The organism is Niveispirillum lacus, assembly GCF_002251795.1.
Classification (GTDB): Bacteria; Pseudomonadota; Alphaproteobacteria; order Azospirillales; family Azospirillaceae; genus Niveispirillum; species Niveispirillum lacus.
Window position 1 is genome coordinate 25,206 of the sequence record NZ_NOXU01000015.1, and the last position, 21,419, is coordinate 46,624.

The 21,419-nt window shown below is 60.7% G+C and carries 21 protein-coding genes; 10 read left to right on the forward strand and 11 right to left on the reverse strand.

Going from position 1 to position 21,419, the window contains the following annotated elements; all coding sequences use genetic code 11:
• Positions 1-10: 10 nt before the first annotated feature.
• The 7 genes from CHU95_RS01365 to CHU95_RS01395 all read left to right on the forward strand — a co-directional run bounded on the left by CHU95_RS01365 (position 11) and on the right by CHU95_RS01395 (position 4,483).
• A complete protein-coding gene (locus CHU95_RS01365; RefSeq protein ID WP_094452974.1) occupies positions 11-241 on the forward strand; it encodes an acyl carrier protein in 231 nt (76 codons plus the stop codon).
• 4 nt (positions 242-245) lie between these two features.
• Positions 246-1,076 carry an alpha/beta fold hydrolase gene (locus tag CHU95_RS01370; protein ID WP_094452976.1) on the forward strand — a complete coding sequence of 277 codons (831 nt, stop codon included), beginning with the start codon at positions 246-248 and terminating at the stop codon, positions 1,074-1,076.
• On the forward strand, positions 1,073-1,324 hold the full coding sequence (locus CHU95_RS01375; protein ID WP_245837790.1) for an acyl carrier protein: 252 nt from the start codon (positions 1,073-1,075) through the stop codon (positions 1,322-1,324). The genes CHU95_RS01370 and CHU95_RS01375 overlap by 4 nt, the downstream gene beginning before the upstream one ends.
• 4 nt (positions 1,325-1,328) lie before the next feature.
• The gene (locus CHU95_RS01380; RefSeq protein WP_094452978.1) at positions 1,329-1,508 is read left to right on the forward strand and encodes a hypothetical protein; all 180 of its coding nucleotides are present in this window, start codon (positions 1,329-1,331) and stop codon (positions 1,506-1,508) included.
• A 179-nt stretch (positions 1,509-1,687) separates the two neighbouring features.
• On the forward strand, positions 1,688-2,704 hold the full coding sequence (locus tag CHU95_RS01385; RefSeq protein ID WP_245837792.1) for an AMP-binding protein: 1,017 nt from the start codon (positions 1,688-1,690) through the stop codon (positions 2,702-2,704).
• Positions 2,701-3,429, forward strand: a complete 729-nt coding sequence (locus CHU95_RS01390) for an SDR family NAD(P)-dependent oxidoreductase (RefSeq protein ID WP_094452982.1) — start codon at positions 2,701-2,703, stop codon at positions 3,427-3,429. The genes CHU95_RS01385 and CHU95_RS01390 overlap by 4 nt, the downstream gene beginning before the upstream one ends.
• Positions 3,430-3,445: 16 nt before the next feature.
• Entirely contained in the window at positions 3,446-4,483 is a 1,038-nt protein-coding gene (locus tag CHU95_RS01395; RefSeq protein WP_094452984.1) for a ketoacyl-ACP synthase III, read from the forward strand.
• On the opposite strand, the gene CHU95_RS01400 is transcribed toward CHU95_RS01395, so the two are convergent.
• From CHU95_RS01400 to CHU95_RS01435, 8 genes are all read right to left on the reverse strand, one after another.
• Entirely contained in the window at positions 4,467-4,928 is a 462-nt protein-coding gene (locus CHU95_RS01400) for a flagellar biosynthesis repressor FlbT (protein WP_094452986.1), read from the reverse strand. The genes CHU95_RS01395 and CHU95_RS01400 overlap by 17 nt on opposite strands.
• A gap of 218 nt (positions 4,929-5,146) precedes the next feature.
• Entirely contained in the window at positions 5,147-7,036 is a 1,890-nt protein-coding gene (locus CHU95_RS01405) for a flagellin N-terminal helical domain-containing protein (RefSeq protein WP_094452988.1), read from the reverse strand.
• Positions 7,037-7,376: 340 nt separating this feature from the next.
• Complete coding sequence (locus CHU95_RS01410) at positions 7,377-7,862, reverse strand: hypothetical protein (RefSeq protein ID WP_165771939.1); 486 nt, start codon at positions 7,860-7,862, stop codon at positions 7,377-7,379.
• A 193-nt stretch (positions 7,863-8,055) separates the two neighbouring features.
• Positions 8,056-9,981 carry a tetratricopeptide repeat protein gene (locus tag CHU95_RS01415; protein WP_094452992.1) on the reverse strand — a complete coding sequence of 642 codons (1,926 nt, stop codon included), beginning with the start codon at positions 9,979-9,981 and terminating at the stop codon, positions 8,056-8,058.
• A 380-nt stretch (positions 9,982-10,361) separates the two neighbouring features.
• The gene (locus CHU95_RS01420) at positions 10,362-11,051 is read right to left on the reverse strand and encodes a Crp/Fnr family transcriptional regulator (RefSeq protein ID WP_245837794.1); all 690 of its coding nucleotides are present in this window, start codon (positions 11,049-11,051) and stop codon (positions 10,362-10,364) included.
• A gap of 82 nt (positions 11,052-11,133) precedes the next feature.
• Entirely contained in the window at positions 11,134-11,883 is a 750-nt protein-coding gene (locus CHU95_RS01425; protein WP_094452996.1) for a TfuA-like protein, read from the reverse strand.
• Between the two features lie 30 nt (positions 11,884-11,913).
• Positions 11,914-13,152 (reverse strand): YcaO-like family protein, encoded by a 1,239-nt coding sequence (locus CHU95_RS01430; protein WP_094452998.1) that lies wholly within the window; start codon positions 13,150-13,152, stop codon positions 11,914-11,916.
• A 91-nt stretch (positions 13,153-13,243) separates the two neighbouring features.
• On the reverse strand, positions 13,244-13,423 hold the full coding sequence (locus CHU95_RS01435; RefSeq protein WP_094453000.1) for a hypothetical protein: 180 nt from the start codon (positions 13,421-13,423) through the stop codon (positions 13,244-13,246).
• 221 nt (positions 13,424-13,644) lie between these two features.
• On the opposite strand from CHU95_RS01435, the gene CHU95_RS01440 reads away from it, so the two are divergent.
• Complete coding sequence (locus CHU95_RS01440; protein ID WP_094453002.1) at positions 13,645-13,983, forward strand: ribbon-helix-helix domain-containing protein; 339 nt, start codon at positions 13,645-13,647, stop codon at positions 13,981-13,983.
• A 58-nt stretch (positions 13,984-14,041) separates the two neighbouring features.
• On the opposite strand, the gene CHU95_RS01445 is transcribed toward CHU95_RS01440, so the two are convergent.
• Both CHU95_RS01445 and CHU95_RS01450 read right to left on the reverse strand, forming a co-directional pair.
• On the reverse strand, positions 14,042-16,870 hold the full coding sequence (locus tag CHU95_RS01445; protein WP_165771940.1) for an ATP-binding protein: 2,829 nt from the start codon (positions 16,868-16,870) through the stop codon (positions 14,042-14,044).
• Between the two features lie 239 nt (positions 16,871-17,109).
• Positions 17,110-19,122, reverse strand: coding sequence for a tetratricopeptide repeat protein (locus tag CHU95_RS01450; protein WP_165771941.1), 2,013 nt, complete (start codon positions 19,120-19,122; stop codon positions 17,110-17,112).
• Between the two features lie 141 nt (positions 19,123-19,263).
• Between CHU95_RS01450 and CHU95_RS01455 the strand changes: the two genes are divergently transcribed.
• Together CHU95_RS01455 and CHU95_RS01460 are read left to right on the forward strand one after the other, a co-directional pair.
• Entirely contained in the window at positions 19,264-19,731 is a 468-nt protein-coding gene (locus CHU95_RS01455; RefSeq protein WP_094453008.1) for a flagellar biosynthesis regulator FlaF, read from the forward strand.
• Between the two features lie 182 nt (positions 19,732-19,913).
• Positions 19,914-20,732 carry a hypothetical protein gene (locus tag CHU95_RS01460; protein WP_133065373.1) on the forward strand — a complete coding sequence of 273 codons (819 nt, stop codon included), beginning with the start codon at positions 19,914-19,916 and terminating at the stop codon, positions 20,730-20,732.
• Positions 20,733-20,742: 10 nt separating this feature from the next.
• Here CHU95_RS01460 and CHU95_RS01465 read toward each other — a convergent pair whose 3' ends face one another.
• The gene (locus CHU95_RS01465; protein ID WP_094453012.1) at positions 20,743-21,342 is read right to left on the reverse strand and encodes a putative metalloprotease CJM1_0395 family protein; all 600 of its coding nucleotides are present in this window, start codon (positions 21,340-21,342) and stop codon (positions 20,743-20,745) included.
• Positions 21,343-21,419 lie beyond the last annotated feature (77 nt).

Here is a 21,419-nt window from a genome sequence, read left to right on the forward strand (position 1 = left end):
GAGAGTTGCCATGACGCGCGCTGAATTCCTGGCCGCCTTGGAAGAAATGCTGGAACTGGATGCCGGCAGCCTGTCGCCTGATGCCGCGCTGGACAGCTTGGATAGCTGGGACAGCTTGGCGGTGATCAGCTTCATTGCTCTGGTCGATGAACATTTTGACCATGTCGTTGCAGGCGAGGATCTGGCAAAAGCCAAGACCGTCAGCGATCTGCTGGCGCTGACTGGTGCTGACCTCGCCTGATCACATGTCGGCCCTTCCCCGCCCCGCCATTCCCGTAGGCCGCACCCGGCGACAGGTGATCACGCTCGCCGATGGCCCGGCAGCCTGGATCAATGGCGGTCGCCTGGGGATGGGTGAAGGCGGGGAGCGTCCCCTGGTGCTGCTTCACGGTCTGGCCGGTGATGCCTTGACCTGGCAGTTTAATCTGGCCGCCCTGGGCACCGATCGGGCTGTGCTGGCGCCCGATCTGCCAGGACATGGTTCCAGCACGCTGAATGTCGGCCGTGGCCATGTTGACGATCTGGCCCGTTGGGTGGGCGGCCTGATCGACGCCTGGGGCCTGACGCAGGTGGATCTGGTCGGACACTCGCTTGGTGCCCGCGTGGCCTTGTCCTTGGCGCATCAGCGTCCCCAGAGCATCGGGCGGGCGACCCTGATCGCCTGCGCCGGTCTGGGAAGCGATTTGGATCATCAGTTTCTGGACAGGTTAGGCGATGCCTCTGACCTGGACCAATCACGCCTGGCAGCGGCTAAACTGTTTGCCGAACCTGGGCCTCTGATCGAGCCAATGGCCAGGGCTCTGACCCTGCGCCAATCCGTGCCGGCCAATCGTGCGGCAATCAAGGCGCTGCTGGCCGCGAATCGCGCCGACCTGTCGCAACGGCTGGTCACGCGCGATTGGGCACCCTCGGTGCCAATTCAACTGATATGGGGCACGTCGGACAGCATTGTGCCCGCACCGCCTGCTGATCTTATCCCCGCCGCGATTCCTTTCCATCTTGTGCCCGGTGCCGGCCACATGCCGCATGTCGAAGCGGCGAGCCGGGTCAACGCCCTGATCAGGAGCTTCCATTGACCGACATTGACGCCATGCTGGCTCTGATCGCGCGCGAAACCGCCCGTATCCTGGCGGACAAGGGCGAGGCCGTTGCCCCGGTCACGGCCGACACTGCCTTTCTGGATGGCCCTTTGCCCTTCGACAGTCTCGACCTGGCCACCCTGATCGTGGCGTTGGAGGGGGTGACGGGTAAAGACCCGTTCCGGCAGGGTTTCAGACAGTTCACCACAGCCGGCGAGCTTGCCGCTCTATATGCGGCGGGATGAGCCGATGCCCAGTACCTGGGAATGGATCGGCGGGGGCGTCGTTCTCTATCTTCTGCTTCTGGCCCGCAGCGCCTGGAAACAGGGGGAATTCAAACAGTTCCTGTGGGGTCTCGGGATCGTCATGGGCTTGATCGGTCTTATCGGCGGCGTCATCTGGACCTGGATCAAGCTGGCTGGTGGGTGAAAGCCGTGGATTGCCGTCCTCGCCTGCCCCATGATGCGTTGATGCAGACTGCTACCGCACCTTCCTGGTTTCATCCCCACTTCCGTCTGATCACGGGCGGAAGGGAATGGAGCGGGCCTGACCTCCTTAACAGGGCCCAAACATGGCCACATGGCGGGTTGACGGCCGATGGACAGGATGTGGCGGGCCTAGCCGCAGCGCTGATCGCGGCCTGGCAGCGGGGCGTGCCGCTGGCACTGCTGCGAGGTGGTCTGCCAGCACCGGATCTACGCGCGGTGACTGGGCGTGTACTCCTGCTGGAAACATCTGGCACCACCGGCACACCAAAGCGCATCAGCCGACCGTTCGACGCCATTTTGTCCGGGATTGCCGTCCCGCGCGATGGTGACGGCGGCCGTTGGCTGCTAACCTATGATGCCAGCGGGTTCGCGGGTCTGCAGGTGCTGCTCACCGTGATGTCCGGGGGCGGCACGCTGCTGGCCGAACCTGGCGCCGATGCGGCGACCCTGGTCAGGCTGGCTGCACAACAGCAGGCAACCCATATCAGTGCGACACCCAGTTTCTGGCGGTTAATGCTTTTGTCAGGCGCCCACCCTCCCCTGGCGCGCATCACGTTGGGAGGGGAAGCCGCAGACCAACCGCTGCTGGACGCATTGGCTCGCTGTTTTCCGTCCATCCCGATCCGCTGCATCTATGCATCGACAGAACTCGGTCGATTATTCACCGTCACCGATGGAAAAGCGGGATTTCCGGCCGCGTGGCTGTCGCATACCCCTGGACCTTATTCATTTCGAATATGGAATGATATTCTGCAGGTGGCGATTAACGGGATGTGGTGCGATACCGGTGATCTGGTTGAGCTTGTTGGTGATCGGGTTCTATTCCGGGGCCGGAATGATATGGTCCTGAATGTTGGCGGTAGTAAAGTGAACCCAGCTTTGGCTGAAGCGCGAATACTGGCATTGCCCGGTGTCGATGATGCCGTGGTGTATGGCGTCCCCAATCCTATAACCGGCACCATCCTGGTGGCCGATATCGTTGCATCGGATTGGCGGGGCGATGAACACTGGCAATCGCGTGTGACCGGGTCGTTGGCTGATCTGCCGGCAGCGGCACGGCCAAGACGGCTGCGTCTGTTGGACCGTCTTCCCTTATCGGCAGCTGGCAAGAAACGTCGTCTTGCGGAGGAAACATGAGCCGTACTGTGATTGTCACCGGCGGCAGCCGCGGTCTGGGCTTGGCGGTAGCGCGGGCGCTGCTCGATGGTGGATACCGGGTCGCGACCTGCAGCCGGCAGCCGGGCGATGAATTGCCGGCGCTGCTGGCGGCGTATCCAGACACTTTGTTCTGGCATCAGGCGACCATTGGCGATGCCGAATCAACCCATGCCTTTATTGAGGCTGCCGTCCAGCGTTTCGGAGTGCCATGGGCACTGATTAATAATGCCGGTATCGCGCGCGAAGGCATTCTGGCCACCCTGCCTCTGGTTGAGGTGGATCACCTGATCCAAACCAACCTGACCGGTGCGATCCAGGTGGCACGCGCGGTTCTGCGCCATATGCTGACACGACCCGGCGGCGGCCGGATTATCAACATTTCCTCGATCATCGGCCAGCGCGGCTATACCGGCCTTGCCGCCTATGCCGCGACAAAGGCAGGGCTGGACGGGCTGACCCGCGCATTGGCGCGGGAAGTGGGGCGCCGACAGATCACGATCAACAGTATCGCCCCAGGCTACCTGGACACCGAAATGTCGGGCACTTTATCCGGTGGGCAGCGCGAACAAATCGTCCGGCGAACCCCAATGGGGCGGCTGGGTACGGCTGCGGATGTGGTGCCGTCTATCCTTTTCCTTCTTGGTGATGGGGCGCGTTTCATCACCGGTCAAACATTGACCATTGATGGCGGTATCACCTGCTGAACGAAGGGAACGACGCATGGCCCAGGCCCGCATCAACGGCATTGCGCTTCGCGGTATTGTCTCTGCTCTACCGTCGCGAGTCGAAGATGTTGCCGACTTAGCTACCCGATTCGGTGCGGATCAGGCGGAACGCATTGCCGCCGCCACCGGTATTCGCCGCCGCCATATTGCAGCCGACGGCCAATGCATGTCGGACCTTGCTGTCCCCGCTGCCCGCCATCTATTGGATGGCCTGGGCTGGGCCGGTGACAATGTTGATCTCCTGATCTGTGTGACACAGACACCCGACCACCCGCTACCCGCCACCGCCTGTCTGCTTCAGCAGCGCCTGGGGCTGAGTAAACAATGCGCGTCCTTCGATGTCGGACTTGGCTGCTCCGGTTATGTTTATGGCCTCTGGCTTGCGGCTTCCCTTCTGGCCGGTATGGGCAGGGGACGCGCCCTCTTGATCGCTGGCGATACAACCAGCGTTACCCTGGATCGCGCCGACCGGTCGGTTGCACCGCTGTTTGGTGACGCCGCCACGGCTACCGCTTTGGAATGGAACCCTGGTGGCGGACTGTTGACTGTGGATGTCGGCACGGACGGAACGGGTGGGCCCTACCTGATCCAGCCCGGTGGGGGCGCACGGCAACCCGACGGCCCGTTACTGTTCATGGATGGCACCCAGGTCTTCGCCTTCACCCTGCGGGAGGTGCCCAAGGCCATCAGCGCCACCCTGGCGGCCGCTGCCTGCGCGATGAGCGATATCGACCATGTCGTCCTGCACCAAGCCAACGAAATGATGCTGAAGCGACTGGGTGCCAAGATCGGGGCCCACACGGATCAATTGGTCTTGGCCATGGCGGATCGGGGCAACACCAGTTCCGCGACGATCCCGTTGGCTATGACCGACGCCCTGTCCGCATCGCTGACAAGTGGCCGACGGCGCCTTCTTCTCTGCGGATTCGGGGTTGGATGGTCCTGGGGGACAGCCATCTGGGACACCGGTCCGGCCCTGATCAGCCAAACCTTGCTGGTTGACCCGGATGGGTCAGCTATTCCGGCTGATTGAGCAAGGGGCGACGGCGTACCTTGGTCACAACCACGGGCGCTTTTGCTGCTTTTTCCACCCCATCGGCACTCATGCTGGACGACTCGGCTGGGAACAGTTTGCGGCAGATTTTCAAGGCGCGATAGTAGTTCCCGGACTGAACCAGGGTCTGGATCTCATCAAATATCGCATTCTCTTCTGGCCGCGCCAGACGCGCTTCTTCCAGAATAATTCCAAATTTGATCAGGTTAAGTTCTGCATCCTCTGGAAAGATGTAAATAAGCTGAATAATGAAATAGAGTTTCTTTTCAATGGTATCGCAGTTTTCTTCCTTCAGGATTTCCCGCCCGCGCAGGAAATTCACCTTGTTATAGAAGAACAACGAAACAGGATGATCGCCGACGCCAAGCACGGCACCATTCACGATCAGTTTTTCACCCGGTCTCAGGACAAGTTTTAAAGGCACGGCGTCTTTTCCTGTTTCGGCATACCCAGCAGCAGAAGATAACCGCCCCGGGTAACACTAGGAAGTAAGCCACCCACCCCTTGCTGGTCATCAAAAAAAGACCAAAGGCATCGCAACTTTTTGCCCCAGGTCCGATGGATGGCTGTCGGTGGGATGAGCCTGAATCAGGAACGGCGGGCTTTTGGCCCGCCGTTTCCCTTGCCTTACGGCCCTTTGGCTTAGAACAACCGCAGGATCGACTGCTGAGCCTGGTTGGCCAGCGAGAGGGAGATGGTGCCCAACTGCTGACGGGTCTGCAACAGCAGCAGGTTTGCACCTTCCTCGTTCTGGTCGGCCTGGACCAGCTTGTTCGCACCTTCAACCAACACGTTGGAGAACTCGTTAGTGAAGCTCTCGCGCGTCTGGATGACGTTCAGGTTTGTCGACAGAGCCTGCGAAGCGCCACGCAGGGTGGAGGTCGCAAAATCCAGGCTGGCGACAGCCTTGTCGATATCCGCACGGTCCAGGAAGTTGTTCTGCGCATAGTCGATACGCAGGCCCTGGCCATCGGTCGTAACGTTACGGCTGACCACCTGGATGTTCGAGGTGTTGTCGGCGTTGAACTGAACGGCCAGGTCATTTTCGGTGTTGGCGTCTGTACGCTGCACCGTGGTCAGATTGGCCGAAGCGTTCGTCGACGCCGTCTGCTTCACCGTCTTGCTGTCGACCGTGACACGGACCGTACCGCTGTCGAAGGTCAGCGAGTTTTCACCATCTGCCAGCTTCGCGTTGCCACGGGCATTATTGCCAGAGCGCTCCACGGTCACGCCATTGAGGTTCGTAGCCGACAGAGTGATGTCGACATTCTTTTCAATGGTGGAGACACCGTTTGCCGACGTGCCCAGAGCCTCGAGCTGCGTACGGTCAACCGTGAAGGAGACCGTTGTACCCGACGAGAAGGTCAGCGAGACATTCTTCGTCGCCGCGTTAGAGGTCGTCGCACCGATGCTGAAGCTGGTGCCGGTACCTGACGTTTCGTTGGAGGTGATGGTGAAGCTGGTTACGCTGCCATCATCATTGGCCGGGCCATCCGCAATCGTGAACCGGTTAGAACCAGTCGCGCCGACACCGGCCTCGACCAGACCCTGAAGGGCCGTACGAACCGCCTCACGACGATCAGCCGGATCCGCCGAGTTGACATCGGAAGCGGTCGCCTCATACACGAAGGACTGACCGTTGACCGTCGCCGTGAAGGTGTCACCTTCTTCGATCGCGCCACCGATATTGATCCGCGAAACCTGCGCAACGCCCGAAGAGCCATTGTTGACACCAGCGGTCGTCGTGCTGGCCACCGCGGACTGGGTGTTGTCGAAGAACTTGAACGTGCGCGATTCGCCGTTCTCGGTCACAATCGCCGTGCGCTCGCGGCCGGTGTTACCACGCAGCTCAATGCTGATATCAGCAAAGTTGCCGGAGGTGGAGGACAGGGTGCCCGACACTTTCAACGAAGCGATGCCGCGAGAATTTTCGGCATTGGCAATGTCTTCCAGATCGGCGCTGATCGCGCCAGAACCCGAAACTTTGACCGCGTAGGTGTCGGCGCGAATAACGTTCGTGACACTGCTGTTCGACAGGCCAGCCAGTTCGTTAACGTCGGCGCGGCTCTCGGAGGTGCTGTCCAGCGTCAGGCCATTGCCTGCCAGCAGGTTCTTACCCTGGTAACCGCTGTCGCCGGCGATCTTGTCGATCTGCTCCTTAATGCGGTTGAACTGCTCAGCCAGCGACTTACGGGTCGCGATGGAGGCAGCGTCATTGCCAAGGTTGGAGTAAGCGGTCGTGGTGAGACCCTTGGCCTGCTGGACCAGATCTTCGATGGCGGTGATACCCTTATCACCGGCCTGGATCGTGCTGATCGCTTGGCCCATCGCCTCCTTGAGGCTCGACAAATCGCCGGCGCGGGTATTCAAACCCTTCGCAGCAAAGAACGAAGTGGGGCCGTCAAGGGCGCTGTTGACCTTGTTGCCGGTCGCAAGACGGGACTGAATCCCTTCGACCTGCTTATTCGTCTTCTGCAGGAGCAGAAGGTTGTTACGCATACCAGCGGTAAGGCTGACGTCACTGGAAGACATAGTATCTCTCCTTTGGAGGTATGGTTTACCCGAATTTTTCGGGTTGAGGACAGGGAACACCCTTATCCGGAAAGAGTCAAGCCGTTTAAGCGCTCGAGCAGGCAACTATACGGAGGGTCAGGGTGCCGACCCACAAGCGGCCTGACCGCACCTTCTGTCCATAAGCCGGTTCATGGCTGGAGGAGCGCACCCAAAGGCCACAACAAGCTGCCCCTCATAGCTGTCAAAGCGGCCTGCGGAGTATTTTAAGCCAATGGCTTTAGCAATATTGCTCAAAAATTAAATAAAATGCGGGACACTACACCACATGCGCAATCACCCGTAACCGAAACCAAGACATTCAGGCTACAAAATTGACGGAACTGACCACATTGCCGCCACCGGCAATGGACACGGTCGGAGAGGCTGCCACCGTCGGCGTTACGCCGCGCGACACACCAAAACCCGGAACCGCAGAGCCGGATGAGGCGGAGAGTGCACTCACGCCCTCCCGCGCCAAGGACAATAGCCTGTTGCTGCGCGCTTCAGGGTCAGCGGAACGGCTATCAGAACCTTCGAAACCCAGGCCCTCCCGGCCACGCAGTTGGTATTCGCGAACAACCTGCTTGGACGGGTACTGCGCCTCAACATCGCCACTGCCCCCATCACGGAACTGCAGAATGGCAACTGCGGCGTCACTGTCATACTGCACGACGGGGCTGATAAAAGGAAGTTGGGCGGCCCGGACCGCCTGAGGAGGAGTCGAGGTCTCTGGTGCCGCGACGCTGCTCTGCGCTACCGCGGGCACAACAGGTGGCAAAACAGTCCTGATCCCCTCAATCTGCATGGCCGGAAGCCTTCTTCTCTACCTTACCACCATATCGCAGCTGCAGAGGAAGCGCAAACGGATTCTTCAGTGTCGGCAAGTTGGCTGAATCACCAGGGAGTCCGAGCATTGCTCCCTAGTCGGGCCAACAACTGAAATCATTTCGCGATCGTTCGGGTGGAGTCGTTTTTTTCTTTGAATACAACCTTTAGACTTAATTCGATCTTTCCAAGGCCCATACTGAAATCGAATTAACCAATTTGGCGATTACGGGCTGCCAGTTACCCCATTCAGTTTGGCGAAACAGCCGCAACCCAGGGTACCAGGGATTATCCTCCCGTGATCGCAGCCAGCGCCAGCAACCATCGTATCGGGACAATACCCAGGTCGGCCGCCCGAGGGCTGCCGACAGATGGATGACAGCCGTATCCACGCCGATCACCAGGTCCAACTCGGCAGCCAGCGCTGCTGTATCGGCAAAGTCAGAAAGGTCGCTGGTCCAATCCGCAATGGTCAGCAAGGACTGCGCCTGTTGGGCTGCTTTTGGCCCTTTCTGCAGGCTGACCAGACTGATCCCGGCTATGCCCATCAAGCCGTCTAGCTGCGGCAAGGCAAGGCTTCGGCGGCGATCAGTGGCTGCGGCCCTTGGATCATCCGCACGTCCATCACCAGCCCACACTAACCCTACCTTCAGACCGGGCAGGGCAAGAAGGCGTTCCCGCCAGGGCTGCCGCCGATCCGCCGGCACGCGCAAATAGGGGATCTGCGCCGGGATGGCAGCAAGCCTGTCGGTGTCCAGCCGCAACGGCAGCCCGAGCAATGGACAGCGGCATGTAAAACCGGCAGGGATTGGCTCCCCCAATCGCGTCACACTGGTGGCCGCTGGCAAACTGTCACGGAATAACCGGACCAAGGCCGGCTGCACCTGCAGGGCGACCTCAATCCCCATATCCAGCAGGCGCGGAACGTAGCGTATGAACTGCAGACTATCGCCATGGCCTTGTTCGGCATGGACCAACAGACGCCCACCGGGCGGCTGGGCGACACCATCCCAAACCGGCAGGGCCTGTAACGCTGGGTTCAGGCCAAATCCCGGCATGTGCCAACGCCACTCATACTCACGCCACCCCTCAGCCAGATCACCGGCCCGCAGCCTCGCCTGCGCCCTCTGCCAGTGACCGACGGCGAGTGCGGGGGACAAGGTCAGAACACGGCGATAACAGGCCTCTGCGCCCGCATCATCACCCAGGTCGCCCCACACATTACCAAGATTGAGCAAGGCTGGGATGTTGTCAGGCTCGGCATCAAGCACAGCCTGCAACGACTGCACCGCCTCTGCCAGCAAGCCCAGCCCATGCTGGGCAACGGCAAGTGCTATACCCGCGCGGGCCGGGGCACCTGGTTGCCTGATTACAGTGAGGGCAGCATCGCGCGCTTCCTCAAACCGACCCAGGATGGCCAGAGTGTCAGATCTTCCCAGCAGCAGATCACTGTCGGTCGGCGCGCGCTGCAACCCCGCTTCAAAGGCCAGTAGCGCCTCTTGATGCTTCTCCCGCCGCAGAAGTGCTTGTCCCAACCGGTACGAGATGGGACCTCGCTCCGGCGCCAGAAGATGTGCTTCCCGCAGGTGCTCGACCGCATCAGGTCGCTCCAAACCATCGGCACCCGCATGCCGATTATATAATGTCGCGGCCAGATTATTCTTCGCCGCCGGGTGCTGTGGCACCAGCGACAGGACCTCGCGCAGGGTTTTCTCGGCCTCCGATTCCCGGCCCAGCGCTGCCAGGATCGCGCCACTTTCGGCCAGCGCCTCCGCGCGACGGACAGGAATGGCGGCAAACAGGTCCGCTGCCTGTGCCAGCGACTCCAGGGCGGCGATGTTATCGCCGGTCTGTCGCAGGGCAATGCCCAGATTGAGCAGCCACTCACCAACCCCGGGTTTGAGCCGGATGGCGGTGCGCAGTGACTTCACCGCAGCTCCTGGCTTCTTTTGGCCAAGGGTTGCCATGCCCAGTAAATAGTGAACATCCGCAAGACCGGGGGCCGAGACCAGGATCTCACGGTAAAGAGCCTCCGCCCCCGCCAGGTCGCCAGCCTGATGCGACAAGACGGCCCGGTCGATCAGGGCATTGATTGTCATATCAGATACCTGTCTTCGGCGAGGGGGCGGCCTTAGCCGGGACGGCGGGCTTGGCCGCTCCGGCCGGCGGCGGAGCGGGCACAGGTACGGGGGGTGGAACGGGTGCCGGCGTCGGGTTGACGGTTGGTACAGGCGGCGGCTCCGCCGGTGATGGCGGGCGCGACGGCACATACATATAATTGTCGTTCACCTGCCCCTCATGGCTGGCGCAGGCACCAAGCCCCGCAGCAAAACCTAGAACAAGCAGCGGGAACACAATCCGATTTCTAGCCACGCCACGTCACCCTTCTGCGATCCGGTCAGCACAGACTACGCCCGGCCCGCCAGGGGTTGAACCGGAATCATGATGGCTCGCGGTCTATGAAAACCATGCGCGCATGTCAGCGGGAGATTTTGTCCAGAAAACCCTCGTCCTGAACGACAATGTAGCCGTTGCGGTAGATGATAGCGCCTGACGCCTGAAAGCTCTTCAGCGTCTTGTTCACAATCTCCCGCGACACCCCTAACATATTGGCTAGGTCTTCCTGGCTGACAAAGGCTGCGATCCGGGTACCTGTGTCAGTCTGTCGCCCATAATTCTGCGCCAGCATCAAAATCCGTTTGGCCAGACGGCGTGTGACATTCAGGAACACGGTGTCTTCGATGATCGAACTGGTCCAGCGCACCCGTTCGCATAAAACGCTCATCAACCGGATACACAGATCGGCACGCTGCTCTAAAAAGGGCATGAAGTCCCGCCGATCAATACGGAGAAGCTCTGTGGGCTCTTGGGCGACAACGGTTGCCGTGCGTTCACCACCATCCAGCATGGCGATTTCGCCAAAGACGGCACCGGTGTCCATGATGTTCAACAGCATGACTTTGGCGTCCTGCGACTCGGTCTGTACCGCGACACGGCCGCGCAGGATCACGTAAAGGCTGTCTCCGGGATCACCCTTGGCGAAAATGCGTTCCTCGGCCACCGCCCGCCGCACCTTGGCAAAGTCAAGGACGGCCTGCATCTCCGCGTCATTCAACACGCCGAACAAACGGTTACGGCGAAGGAGGCCAGGCTCTATAAGGGATACCAAGGCAATCTCCCTGTCATTGGCGCTGGTCCGGGCTGAGCCGCACCATCGCCTCAGGATTGATTCCGTGGCTTCAGAATGCAAGTCAAACGGGCGTTCGCAGAACGGGACGCGCCACCTGCTCCCACATGGTCGTATGTTCGAAAGCGTAGAGCGGCCGGACGCCCAAGGTCCCGGATGTGATCTTATCACGCAGTCGGGTCAGCAGGGTAACAGCATCCTCGCGTTTCTGATCCGCCCGCCCGACTGGCAGCCACTCACGGAACGCCTCAATCTCGGCGGGGTCGACCTCGCCCTCCTCCCCTGCCTCGCGCAGGATGCGGCCATAGTTGCGCTCACGATAGCTGAGGTCCTTGGCAACCTCCTCAAGCCGACGACGGGAAGATATCGACAGGATGCCGGCGGCAAAGGCGTCGGAGAGTGTCCGGCGGATATTCACCATGGCCTCGGAAAGGCATGGATAACCCAGTTCCGCCGGCCCATGGGTGACTGCCACCTCATCATCATCTTCCAGCCGGCCATCGGCGTAGGCATCAAAGATCGCGCCCACACCCTCCATCCCGAATGTCGCCAATTCAGCCGCACGTAATGCTCCCATGCTGGCAGCACCAAGGACCGGTATGCCCATGGACATCGCGAAAAGGATTTCCTTGTGCCAGACGGCGGGCACATTTTCGAAATAACCGTCGATGATGGCGATGGCGGCTGGGCGGTCCATGACCGCCCGCAGCACATCACCTTGGGCTACCGGCGGGCGATAGTCGGCATTAAGAACGCGGGACGCGGTCGCAACCGGCAGGGTCGGCCCCAGGAAAACAATGACAGGGTTGTTCATGACAGTCCCTTTCAGCCATATCTGACACGGTCAAACCAAACCCGCGACCTGTCGGGCACGGGCCCCAAGCGCGTAGTTGGTGGTATGGTCGACCCCTTCCAACCCGGGCACAACGACCCGGACCACCGGAATGCCGATCTCCGCCCGGGTCAGATCGACCACAACAACATCTTCGATCCCGACCTGTGCCAGACGCTGGCGCAGTTCGACCAGGTCGCCACGCAACGACTGACCGCGCCACCCACGGATCTGATTGAAGTCGCGCACCGTCGCGCCCAGCCGGATATGGTTAAGCCACAGCGCCTGCTGTTCCTCTGCCAGGAAATGGTCATATTCGTCCCGGCGCATGTCATCGCGCGCGCCAGAGATGAAGGTCAATCGGCTCTGCGCCGCCTCGGTCAATGCACGGGACAAGGCGATCTCTGGCACCAGGTGGCTTCCGTAGCCCGTTGCCGGACGCACCGTCGTACCGGGTCCGGCATCAGCCTGGACAATACGGGCCAGGAATGTCGGAACGCCGACATCGGACGTCATGTCCCAGACACCAACGGCCACACCAGCACGGGCAAACCGGGCCAGAAGGGCGCGGCAGGTCGGATCGGCAATGGTTTCCAGATCAATGCGCGTTTCGTCCCGCGCCTCTTCCGGCAGCAGGTTCCACAGGGTACGCGCATCCCGTTCAATGACCTCGGAAAGTCCATGAATGACGGCTTCTACCCAGTGATTGCCGGAGGCCAGCCCATTAGAGGTGGCCTGGAAACAGCCATGACCGGTGGGTAGCGGCAAGGTATAGTTGGTGTGGACCATCTCGTACGGTATCCACAGGCTGTTCCCATCCCGCAGATTGGTGCCCTCCGCCCACAACATCTGGTGATGCGGGCTGTAAACACTATCCATGGTCGCCGGCAGAAGGTCGGGATCGACCACCGGCAACGCGTAGCGCAGATCCTCATAGGAACCGATACGCAGGGACAGGTGCGTACACCGCTCTGCGTGCCAGCTTTCGATGGATTCCATCACGGCCGATGCCTTGGCAGCGGCCAGGGTCACCCCCTTACCCTGGGAAACCGCCAGCGCACGCGAATTCGGCCGGTTGACCATCACAACCGGAATGCCGATCGTATCCAAGCCGGTGACATTGGCGACACGGGTGATGCCAAACAGGGGAAACAGGGGCTTGACCCGGGCCAGCGTTTCCTCGGCAGAGACCAACCGGCGCCATTGCGGCATCTCAAGATTGTCCCATTCGGTCAAACGGACCTGATCCATTGCCGTTCCCCTATCACGCGGTTCGCTTTATCAAGGTTCAAGATGTCTGGGGCCGGTCCGGGGCGTTGCCACGGACCGGCGTCCCATGGCGTTACATCTTCGCGGAGAAGATTTCAGCGCTGGAGGCAAAGATTTCGGCGCTGGCGCCGACATCCATCGAACGCGGCGCTTGAACGCGGCTCACGCTCTGGTTTTGGGCTTCTTCTGCGACAACAACCGCGCCGTTCGGGGCAACTCGATACAGGCGGCCATCTGCACCACGGGTCAGCATGTCTACTCCTCCTGATGAATGGTTACTTCCGTATTCCGAAGATTTCCCAGCAGTGTGGGCTTTTCTTCGCTACTAACGGTAATGCTGACACGGCGTTTTGGTGTGTGAAGTGCTTCACAGCGGCGTATGCAGAAGGAACGCTATGGTGTGCTTACCGAGCGCAGCCTGACCCAGGGTGTTCGCGACCGGCCAGGAAATGACGAAGGAAGGCGAGGTCGCCGATGAACGCTCCGCAATCCAAGAATGACATCACCGTATATGAGCCGCACGACCTGGAGGTTGACGGCCAGCTTATCAGCCACAATGTCTGGGTCGATGGACACCGGACAAGCGTACGGCTGGAAGCGGTGATGTGGCAGGCGCTGCATGAGATCGCTGAACGTGAAGCGCTGAGCATCCACCAGGTCATCACCATTGTATCGCGCCGCCAGCATCAGAATGCATCGCTGACGGCCACAATCCGGGCATTCCTGGTCGCCTATTACCGGGCTGTGTCCCGCGGCGTGTCGACCTTACTGCTGAGGGATGCGCCCGACCTGCCCGCAGATATGAGGATCTGACAGGAAACGCAGCGTGACCACACGGCCCCGGACAGTTTTGTTCGGGGCCGTGTCGCTTTTATCGGATTGACAGCAGGTTAAGGTTCGAGCGTGCCTGGGCGGCGATGTCGGTCAGTTCCGCAAGGCTGGGCAGTTGCCGGCCCAACAGTCTGAAACCCCGCTCATCCGCCAGCACAGCCGCAGAGGCCCTTTCCTGTTGGGCCTGCTGAAGTTGTCCGGTCAGGGCAAAGGCAACCGCCCGGCATTGTCTGGCCTTGGCGATATGAAGGGCCGCCCCCCGCGCAATGGCGATGCCCAAACCCTGGTCGATATCGGCAAGGCCAGCGATCCCGCGTCCCATGTAAGACAATGCCAGACCCCGCCGGGCCAGATTGACGGCATCGAATAACGGCGCTCCCGTTGACCGGGACAATGACAGGCTTTCCGAACTATAGGCCAATACATCGCCAAAACGGCGCTGCCGCAGCCGGATTTCCGCAATATCCGCCCGCACAAATACACGATTGAAGGGGAACCGGTCGCCATCCGCCAGCCGAAGGGCATGTTGGATCAGCGGCTCAGCCTCATGCAATTGCCCCAGCAACGCTCGACAACGCGCCTTCTTGATACTGATCATCATGTCGACATTCAGCATCGTATAGCGACCGGCGACATGCTGGTCCCTTCCACTGACACCGGCGGCAATCTCAAGCAGGCGCAGCGCATTCTCGGGATCGTCATTTTCGATATGGCATGAGGCTGCAATGATCAACAGTTCGGGGTGGGCCGACATTTCACCGCCGGAATAGCTGATGGCGGAACCCGCCAGCAGCAGCGCCTGCGCCAGACTGCCATAGACCCATTCATAATTGATCTGCTGCACCAGACCGACCATTGCCCGGGACTGATCGCCCGCCTGCCGCGCCAAGGACACGGCCCGGTCAAGTTCGGTCATTGCCCTATCACCCATGCCGGCCGGCATTGCCGCCTTGGCCAGTGCAATACGCAGATCAATGCCTGCTTCAAGACTGTCCTGGTTGACGGGCAGGTTCTCATTCGCCTCGACAGCGATGGAGAGTAGCGAAACCGCTTCTGCCGCCAGCGACCGGTTCAACGCCTCTCGCCCAGCAGCAACCCCTGCGCGGACAGCCATGGTCCAAAGCGCGCCTGCGGCCGCATGGCGTGCCTGCGCCGCCAGCCGCCCTGACAGTTCCGTGAACGCCTCCTGATCCAGAAGTTCGGCCAGGCGCCCATGGATCTGCCGACGATCCCGACGTGTGATACAGGCGTAAACCGCTTCATGCAGCAAAGCATGATGGAAGGAATATTCCTGCCGCGGCAATAACCGGGTTTCGTCAATCAGGCCCAGGCGCGCAAGCTCGGGAAGATACCGCCCGGCATCCTCTGCCCCGATCAGACGGGACAGGAGCGCGACATCAAAGGTCGGACCGGCCACTGCTGCAAAGCGCAGAACCCGCCTGGCCGCCTCCCCCAACATATCGATACGTACCGATAACAGGGCCTGAACCGAGTCCGGCAGCGGATAGGCTGGCATTTCGCCCGGTCGCATGTTGCCGACATCACCCTGCAACGTCCCGTTCATCATCAGGACACGGATACATTCGACCAGAAAAAACGGATTGCCGCGCGCACGCCGCGACAGGTCCAGCTTGATTTTATCCAGCCCCGGATAACGGCCCAGCCAATGGTCCAGCAGGCTGGTTGTGTCGGAGATGCTAAGGGGACCAAGCGTGTGCTGTCCTAACCGGCGATGGGTCGCAATGGTGGCATTCAGCCCCTCTTCCCGGCTGGTCAGCACCAGCAGAAGGCGGGTGCTCTCCGGCAGATCCAGCAGGGACAACGCAGTCGCCTGGACCGCAGTATCCGCCCAATGCATATCTTCGACCAGGAGGAGCAGTGTCCGCCGCTCCGCCACGGACCGGACAAGCATGGCCATCGCAGAGGCGGCAAGCGACAAGATGGCCGATGTTCCGCGATCCTGATTATCGGTCAATGTCGGCAGCAGAATCCGCGCCAAGGCATCAGCCTGTTCCGGCTGTGCCCCGGCCGCGCGCAGCATTGCCGACAAACCTTCCGGTGTGCGGGGCAGCGGTCCGTCCAGTAACGCCGCAACCAATTGGTGCAGCGGGCCGACTGCCCCCACTGGTTCCACCGGGGGTACCTGCAACTCCAGAACCCGAATGCCCGTCTTGCGCGCAGAGGCTGCCAGCGATCGCACCAGCCTGGTCTTGCCGAGGCCAGGTGCCGCCTGGACAAGGTGGGCAGAGAAACCACCATTTCCTGTTGCCATACCCTCAAGCGTCGATAGCAGGTAGGACCGGATGTTTTCGCGGCCCACCATCGGCAACACCTCTTCGTCCTGTCGCCGTCTGGACCGCACCGATGTTAGCTGGTGGGTCTGAAGCGGTTCCTCCCCCGCCAGCACAACTAAAGACGATTCCTCCGTTTCCACCCAGTCCGCTGCCAGACGGGCTGTGGCATCGGTCATGACCGCACGGTTCGGGGCGGCCATCTGCTGTAGTTTGGCCGCGATATGGATCGTGGCGCCGGTCGCGGGGTTGCCGGTCTGGGCACCGCTATCATGGTCCCAGAGCACTTCGCCGGACGCCATGCCGATCCGCACGGCCCGGCCACTGCGCGCCACCTCGCGCAAGATGCCGTCTGCGGCGAAACAGGCGCGAACCGCGTGGTTTTCCAATGCCACAGGGGCCCCGAAAACCGCATAGACACCATCGCCCAGTGTCTGACAGATGGTGCCACCAAAGGCCGCAACATGACGGCGCATGATATCAATCAGACCCGATAGCTGGTCGTAGGCGTCTTCGGGATCCTGCGGAATCACCATGTAGCTTGAGTTGATGATGTCGCAGAAAAAGGCTGTGACCATGCGGCGGTCAGCACGTACCAACCCCGGACGTGAGCCCAAGGGGAAGGCATGAATGCCATCGTGTGCGTCGGTTAACCGACTTTCACCCGCCAGTGACATGTTCGTTGCCCGCCGAAGCCAATCGATGGTCTGGAAACACACCGCACGCTGAAATCCAGAGCCCCCATACTCTTGATTTCAGCCATCAGGCATACGATAGCATCACGTTGGACATAAGAAAACTGGTCTAGGATAAAATGTCAGCCATGCAATGGTAATTTTCTGTCGAGAAGGCCCGCCACTTCGGCAATCCCGGAAAGAACACCTGCGGAATGGGAAAACACACGCATTGAGGCGAACCACGGGCGGACCGCCGTACCCAAGGTTGACCAGTCCGTCGCCCCAGTGATGCGCCAGACAGGGGTACCGATCGCGCCGGCAAACTCACCGACAGCCGTCGGCGCCGTAATCACCAGGTCCAGTTCCGCGATCAGACCGGCAAGCCCTTCCAGATCGTCTTTCAGATCAAGTCCCGGCATCACGTGAACCGGACGGCCGGCTGCCGCCTCCAACGCTGCAATCTCTTCCGGCTGTGCGCCATACTGAAGATTGATCACCTGGATACCCGGATGGGCAGCAATCGGCGCCCAGTCCGGCGCCGTGGCATAGCTGGACTGGCGACGCGTAGTGATCATCCGTGACCGCCAGCAGACACCAACCTTCAGGCCCCATGGCAATCCATCCAGCCAAGCCCGCGCGCGGGCACTGGCACCTTTGTCAGGGACCAGATAAGCGACACCGGGATACTGGGCAAGCGTGGAGCGAAGAAGTGGTACGGCACCTCCGGCCGGGATATGTGCATCCATGTCGGGACACTCCGCCGCATCACTGTTGCCCGGCGGCAGCCGTTGTATACGCACCGTTGCCTTTGGAAAACTGCGCGTAAACAGGCCCAGTAAACGCGGGTCGCATTCAATGACCACGGCACCCGGAGGCCCGCCCGCCATTTCAATCATCTCGTTGTAAAGACTGGCGAACATCAGTTCGTCGCCCAGTCCCTGCTCCCGCCAGATCAGCAGCCGCCCCCGCGGTAAGGGCGTGCCTTGCCATTGGGGTATGGCGAACTGGCGGTCGGGCAGCGCATCACCAGCCGCAAAACGCCAAGCATAGTCTTTCCAACCCTCCGCCAGATCACCATCACCCAGTCGCAACAAAGCACGGCAAACCCGAGATCGCGCCAACTCCGGATTGATATCCAGGGCGCGATCAAAGGCCTGACGCGCCCGGCGCCGGTCCCCCTGCGCCAACCTGCACAGTCCCAGATTACCCCAGACCTCCGCGGAGGTCGGGGCCAAGGTAAGGGCATGAGACAACACCGTGTCAGCCTCTGCCAACTGGCCGGATAGTTCCAGGGCCGCACCCAAATTGGTCAGCCCCTGAATATTGTCTGGATCAAGCCGCAACCCCTGCTGATAGGCAGCAATCGCAGCCTCCAGTTTGTCCATTTCCTGAAGGGCCACCCCGAGGAAGATATGAGCATCGGCGCGATCAGGCGCAGCAGCGACCGCAGCAAGGTGGTATTGCAGTCCCTCGCCCAGGCGACCGCGTTCCACCAGGACATTCCCCAGGTTTGACAAAGTCTCCGCATGTCCGGGCCGGGCCGCGAGCGCATGGCGATAGGCGTCCTCTGCTCCCGCCAGTTCTCCCCGCGTGGCCAAAACCGCTCCCAGATTGTTCCAGGCCTGGGCGTGGTCCGGCTGCTGCGCCAGCAGGGCGCGATAGCTGGCCGCCGCTTCATCCAGATCGCCGAGGGCACGCCGGCTATTGGCTAAGTTGAACATGGCACCGGCATGCCCTGGCCTGACAGCCAGTGACTTGACATAGGCATCAGCAGCCTGACGATGGGCACCCATGGCCGCCAGGGCGTTGCCAAGGTTGAACAGATAGGGCGCATGATCCGGACGTAGCCGCAATGCCTTGCGGTGCGCCTCTACCGCCGGCGCCGGGTTACCCTGGGCACGCAAGGCACTGCCCAGATTGTCATGAAAGTCAGGGGCAGACGGTTGCCGACGCACGGCGTCGGTCAGCAGTCGGACGGCTTCGGCCGGGTCACCTTGCTGCAGACAGGCAACCCCAAGCAAATTAAGCAGTTGAGCGTTTCGCGGATCGGTCAGCAGCAAGGCACGATAGGCAGCGGCCGCACCAGCCACATCACCGGCTTGGTGCAGCCGCACCGCCTGCTCCGCCGTCAGAACCGCCCGGCCCGAACCCATCCCTACCCCCATCCTATCCCTATGCACCAACATCGGGTTTCCGCCCTGCGCCGCATCCTAGGGCATTATCCTTGTCGGGCGTACCCCGATGTGAAATAATCCCACCCATGGTTTTACCGTTCAAAGGGCACGGCGACCGTTATGAAGCCTGCGACGGGTTACAGCAATCGTCCCACCTCCGATGATCCCCGCGACGTGGAGGCCTGGGGCCTCACAGAAGCGGCTCGCCGGCTGATCCACGCCCGGCAGACGCCGGATAATGTGGATCTTCTGCGGCAGGCGCTGTCGCTGAACCAACGACTCTGGACAATTTTCCAGACATCAATGGTTGATCCGGAATGTCCGTTACCCAAGGATATCCGCGACAATGTCTTAGCTCTGTCGATCATCGTCGACCGTCAGACCTTTGACCGGTTGATTGATCTGGATGTCAATAAGCTGGATCGGTTGATCGATATTAATCGCGCGGTGGCAACCGGCTTGTCGCAACGGCCTGCCCCTGGTGCGGCTGCATCGCCCGCGGCGCAGCCGACGATGGCAGCACCGGTGCCCAAGCCGCCGCAGGCCCCACCACCCAGCCCATCCGGCAAACTCAGCATTTCCATCTGAGTCAGCGTCGATTCTCAAGAATCGTGACCGTAGGGGTAATCCGACCGCCTTCTCAGGGCGATTCCTTGAGAAAACGGTCGGATTAGATTGCATTTTATCAAAGCGGCTGCTAGTTTACGGTCTTGGAGGGGGCGTATCAGCAACGTTCTGGGTTCCAGACGCCAGTTAGAAGGAGACGCGACATGGTCTCTTCCGTTAGCGGAACGAGTTCGGTTTTGACACCCAGCAGCAGTACGCTGACTGGTGCCTCTGTCAATGCCACGAACACCACGACCGCGACTGGTGCTGCTGCTGCTAGCGCCGCCATCTCCGGCACCACCAAGAAGCTGTCAGAGATCGAAAGGCAGTTGGCTGAATTTGCGGCCAGCACCGCCAAGGCCAACAAAAAGGCCGAAGCGCAGTCCAAAATTCAGGTGCAGACATTCGAGAAACAGGTGCGCAAGTCGCCCTACTCCACCAATGGTGCTGCGACCGATATCGGTACGCTGGTGAAGGACAGTACGCGGCTGAATGTTTACAGCAATATCAAGTCGGACGATAAAGGTGACGTGTTCAAGTTCCGGGTGCAGACCAGTGGGGAAGCCCAACTCGGTGTGCTGGGTGATCCCGGCCTGCGCTTGCAACTTGTGACCCGTTTTGGCGCTGTCGTCGCCGATAGCAAGGAAGGCCAGGGTTCCACCAGCGACAATTATGCCAAGCTGCAGAAGGGTGAATTGAAGCTTGGGGCCGGCGAATATTATGTCCGTGTCACCAATGATGGCAATACACCGACAAGGGACAGCAAGGGCAAGGCTGTAACCTCTAAAAACTATGCGCTGCAATTGTCCATGGGTGTCTACCGCAAGGATTACGATACGGTAGCACAGCAACCGAAAGCCGGTGATGGTATGCCGCAGCAATCGGCAGCCGCTCTGGAGCTGCAGAATATGCTGACGGCCGCCCAGAACTTTGATACCGGCCTTTCCGGTACAGCAAAACTGAACAACGCGCTGTTCGGCTGACGTTTTGATTTCAGGCAGAGATGGCAAATGAAAAGGCGGGCTGCGTGACAGCGGCAGCGCGCCTGTAATTTTCGGCGGCCTGCCGGGCGGCCGATAGGCTGCTGCCGCTTGTCCCTTCTTCCTGTTCTCCGGTATCGGCATTTCTCGACTGGCGCAGTTCCGTCTGGGCCTGGGCCTTTGTGGCGTCGGCCTGGGCCGCAACGGCGCGGTCTTGTGGGGAAGGGTCCTGCGGTGCCAAGGCGGCCCGCTTGACCACCTCCATCTTGGTGATCGTGGCCTCCGGATTGCCGCGCACGGGCGAAACATCAATCGGGACTTCACCTGCGGTGGCATATTTCCGGCCATCGGGGCCGGTGGTATATTCAAGCTGAATACTGCCCGCATAAGGGCCACCGGCCGTCTTATGCGCCTGCTCGTGCGCCCGAACCTGCGCATCAATCTGCTTCAGTTCCCGAAGCTGTGCCTGCTGTTCGCTGCTCAGGTTCCTTTCCGTCGCCGGGGTGCCCGGCGGCGCAGATGCCCCTTCCCCTCCCCCTCCGGCACGTGCGGCCCTGCCACCGCCACCCGGCGGTGTGAACAAAGCGGACGAAATGCCGGACAAGGCGACCATGGTCTCGCATCAGGATGGAAGCTGATGCGACCATGATACCGCCCCATTCGATGACACCAAACCCGAAAATGCGAAAT

Coding starts and splice junctions, on each gene's coding strand:
- CHU95_RS01465 (WP_094453012.1), bottom strand. CDS start 21,342: ATGGTCGCCTTGTCCGGCATTTCGTCCGCTTTGTTCACACCGCCGGGT.
- CHU95_RS01450 (WP_165771941.1), bottom strand. CDS start 19,122: ATGGGTTCGGGCCGGGCGGTTCTGACGGCGGAGCAGGCGGTGCGGCTG.
- CHU95_RS01460 (WP_133065373.1), top strand. CDS start 19,914: ATGGTCTCTTCCGTTAGCGGAACGAGTTCGGTTTTGACACCCAGCAGC.
- CHU95_RS01440 (WP_094453002.1), top strand. CDS start 13,645: ATGAACGCTCCGCAATCCAAGAATGACATCACCGTATATGAGCCGCAC.
- CHU95_RS01455 (WP_094453008.1), top strand. CDS start 19,264: ATGAAGCCTGCGACGGGTTACAGCAATCGTCCCACCTCCGATGATCCC.
- CHU95_RS01410 (WP_165771939.1), bottom strand. CDS start 7,862: ATGCAGATTGAGGGGATCAGGACTGTTTTGCCACCTGTTGTGCCCGCG.
- CHU95_RS01365 (WP_094452974.1), top strand. CDS start 11: ATGACGCGCGCTGAATTCCTGGCCGCCTTGGAAGAAATGCTGGAACTG.
- CHU95_RS01415 (WP_094452992.1), bottom strand. CDS start 9,981: ATGACAATCAATGCCCTGATCGACCGGGCCGTCTTGTCGCATCAGGCT.
- CHU95_RS01435 (WP_094453000.1), bottom strand. CDS start 13,423: ATGCTGACCCGTGGTGCAGATGGCCGCCTGTATCGAGTTGCCCCGAAC.
- CHU95_RS01430 (WP_094452998.1), bottom strand. CDS start 13,152: ATGGATCAGGTCCGTTTGACCGAATGGGACAATCTTGAGATGCCGCAA.
- CHU95_RS01405 (WP_094452988.1), bottom strand. CDS start 7,036: ATGTCTTCCAGTGACGTCAGCCTTACCGCTGGTATGCGTAACAACCTT.
- CHU95_RS01380 (WP_094452978.1), top strand. CDS start 1,329: ATGCCCAGTACCTGGGAATGGATCGGCGGGGGCGTCGTTCTCTATCTT.
- CHU95_RS01395 (WP_094452984.1), top strand. CDS start 3,446: ATGGCCCAGGCCCGCATCAACGGCATTGCGCTTCGCGGTATTGTCTCT.
- CHU95_RS01445 (WP_165771940.1), bottom strand. CDS start 16,870: ATGGTCACAGCCTTTTTCTGCGACATCATCAACTCAAGCTACATGGTG.
- CHU95_RS01425 (WP_094452996.1), bottom strand. CDS start 11,883: ATGAACAACCCTGTCATTGTTTTCCTGGGGCCGACCCTGCCGGTTGCG.
- CHU95_RS01390 (WP_094452982.1), top strand. CDS start 2,701: ATGAGCCGTACTGTGATTGTCACCGGCGGCAGCCGCGGTCTGGGCTTG.
- CHU95_RS01370 (WP_094452976.1), top strand. CDS start 246: ATGTCGGCCCTTCCCCGCCCCGCCATTCCCGTAGGCCGCACCCGGCGA.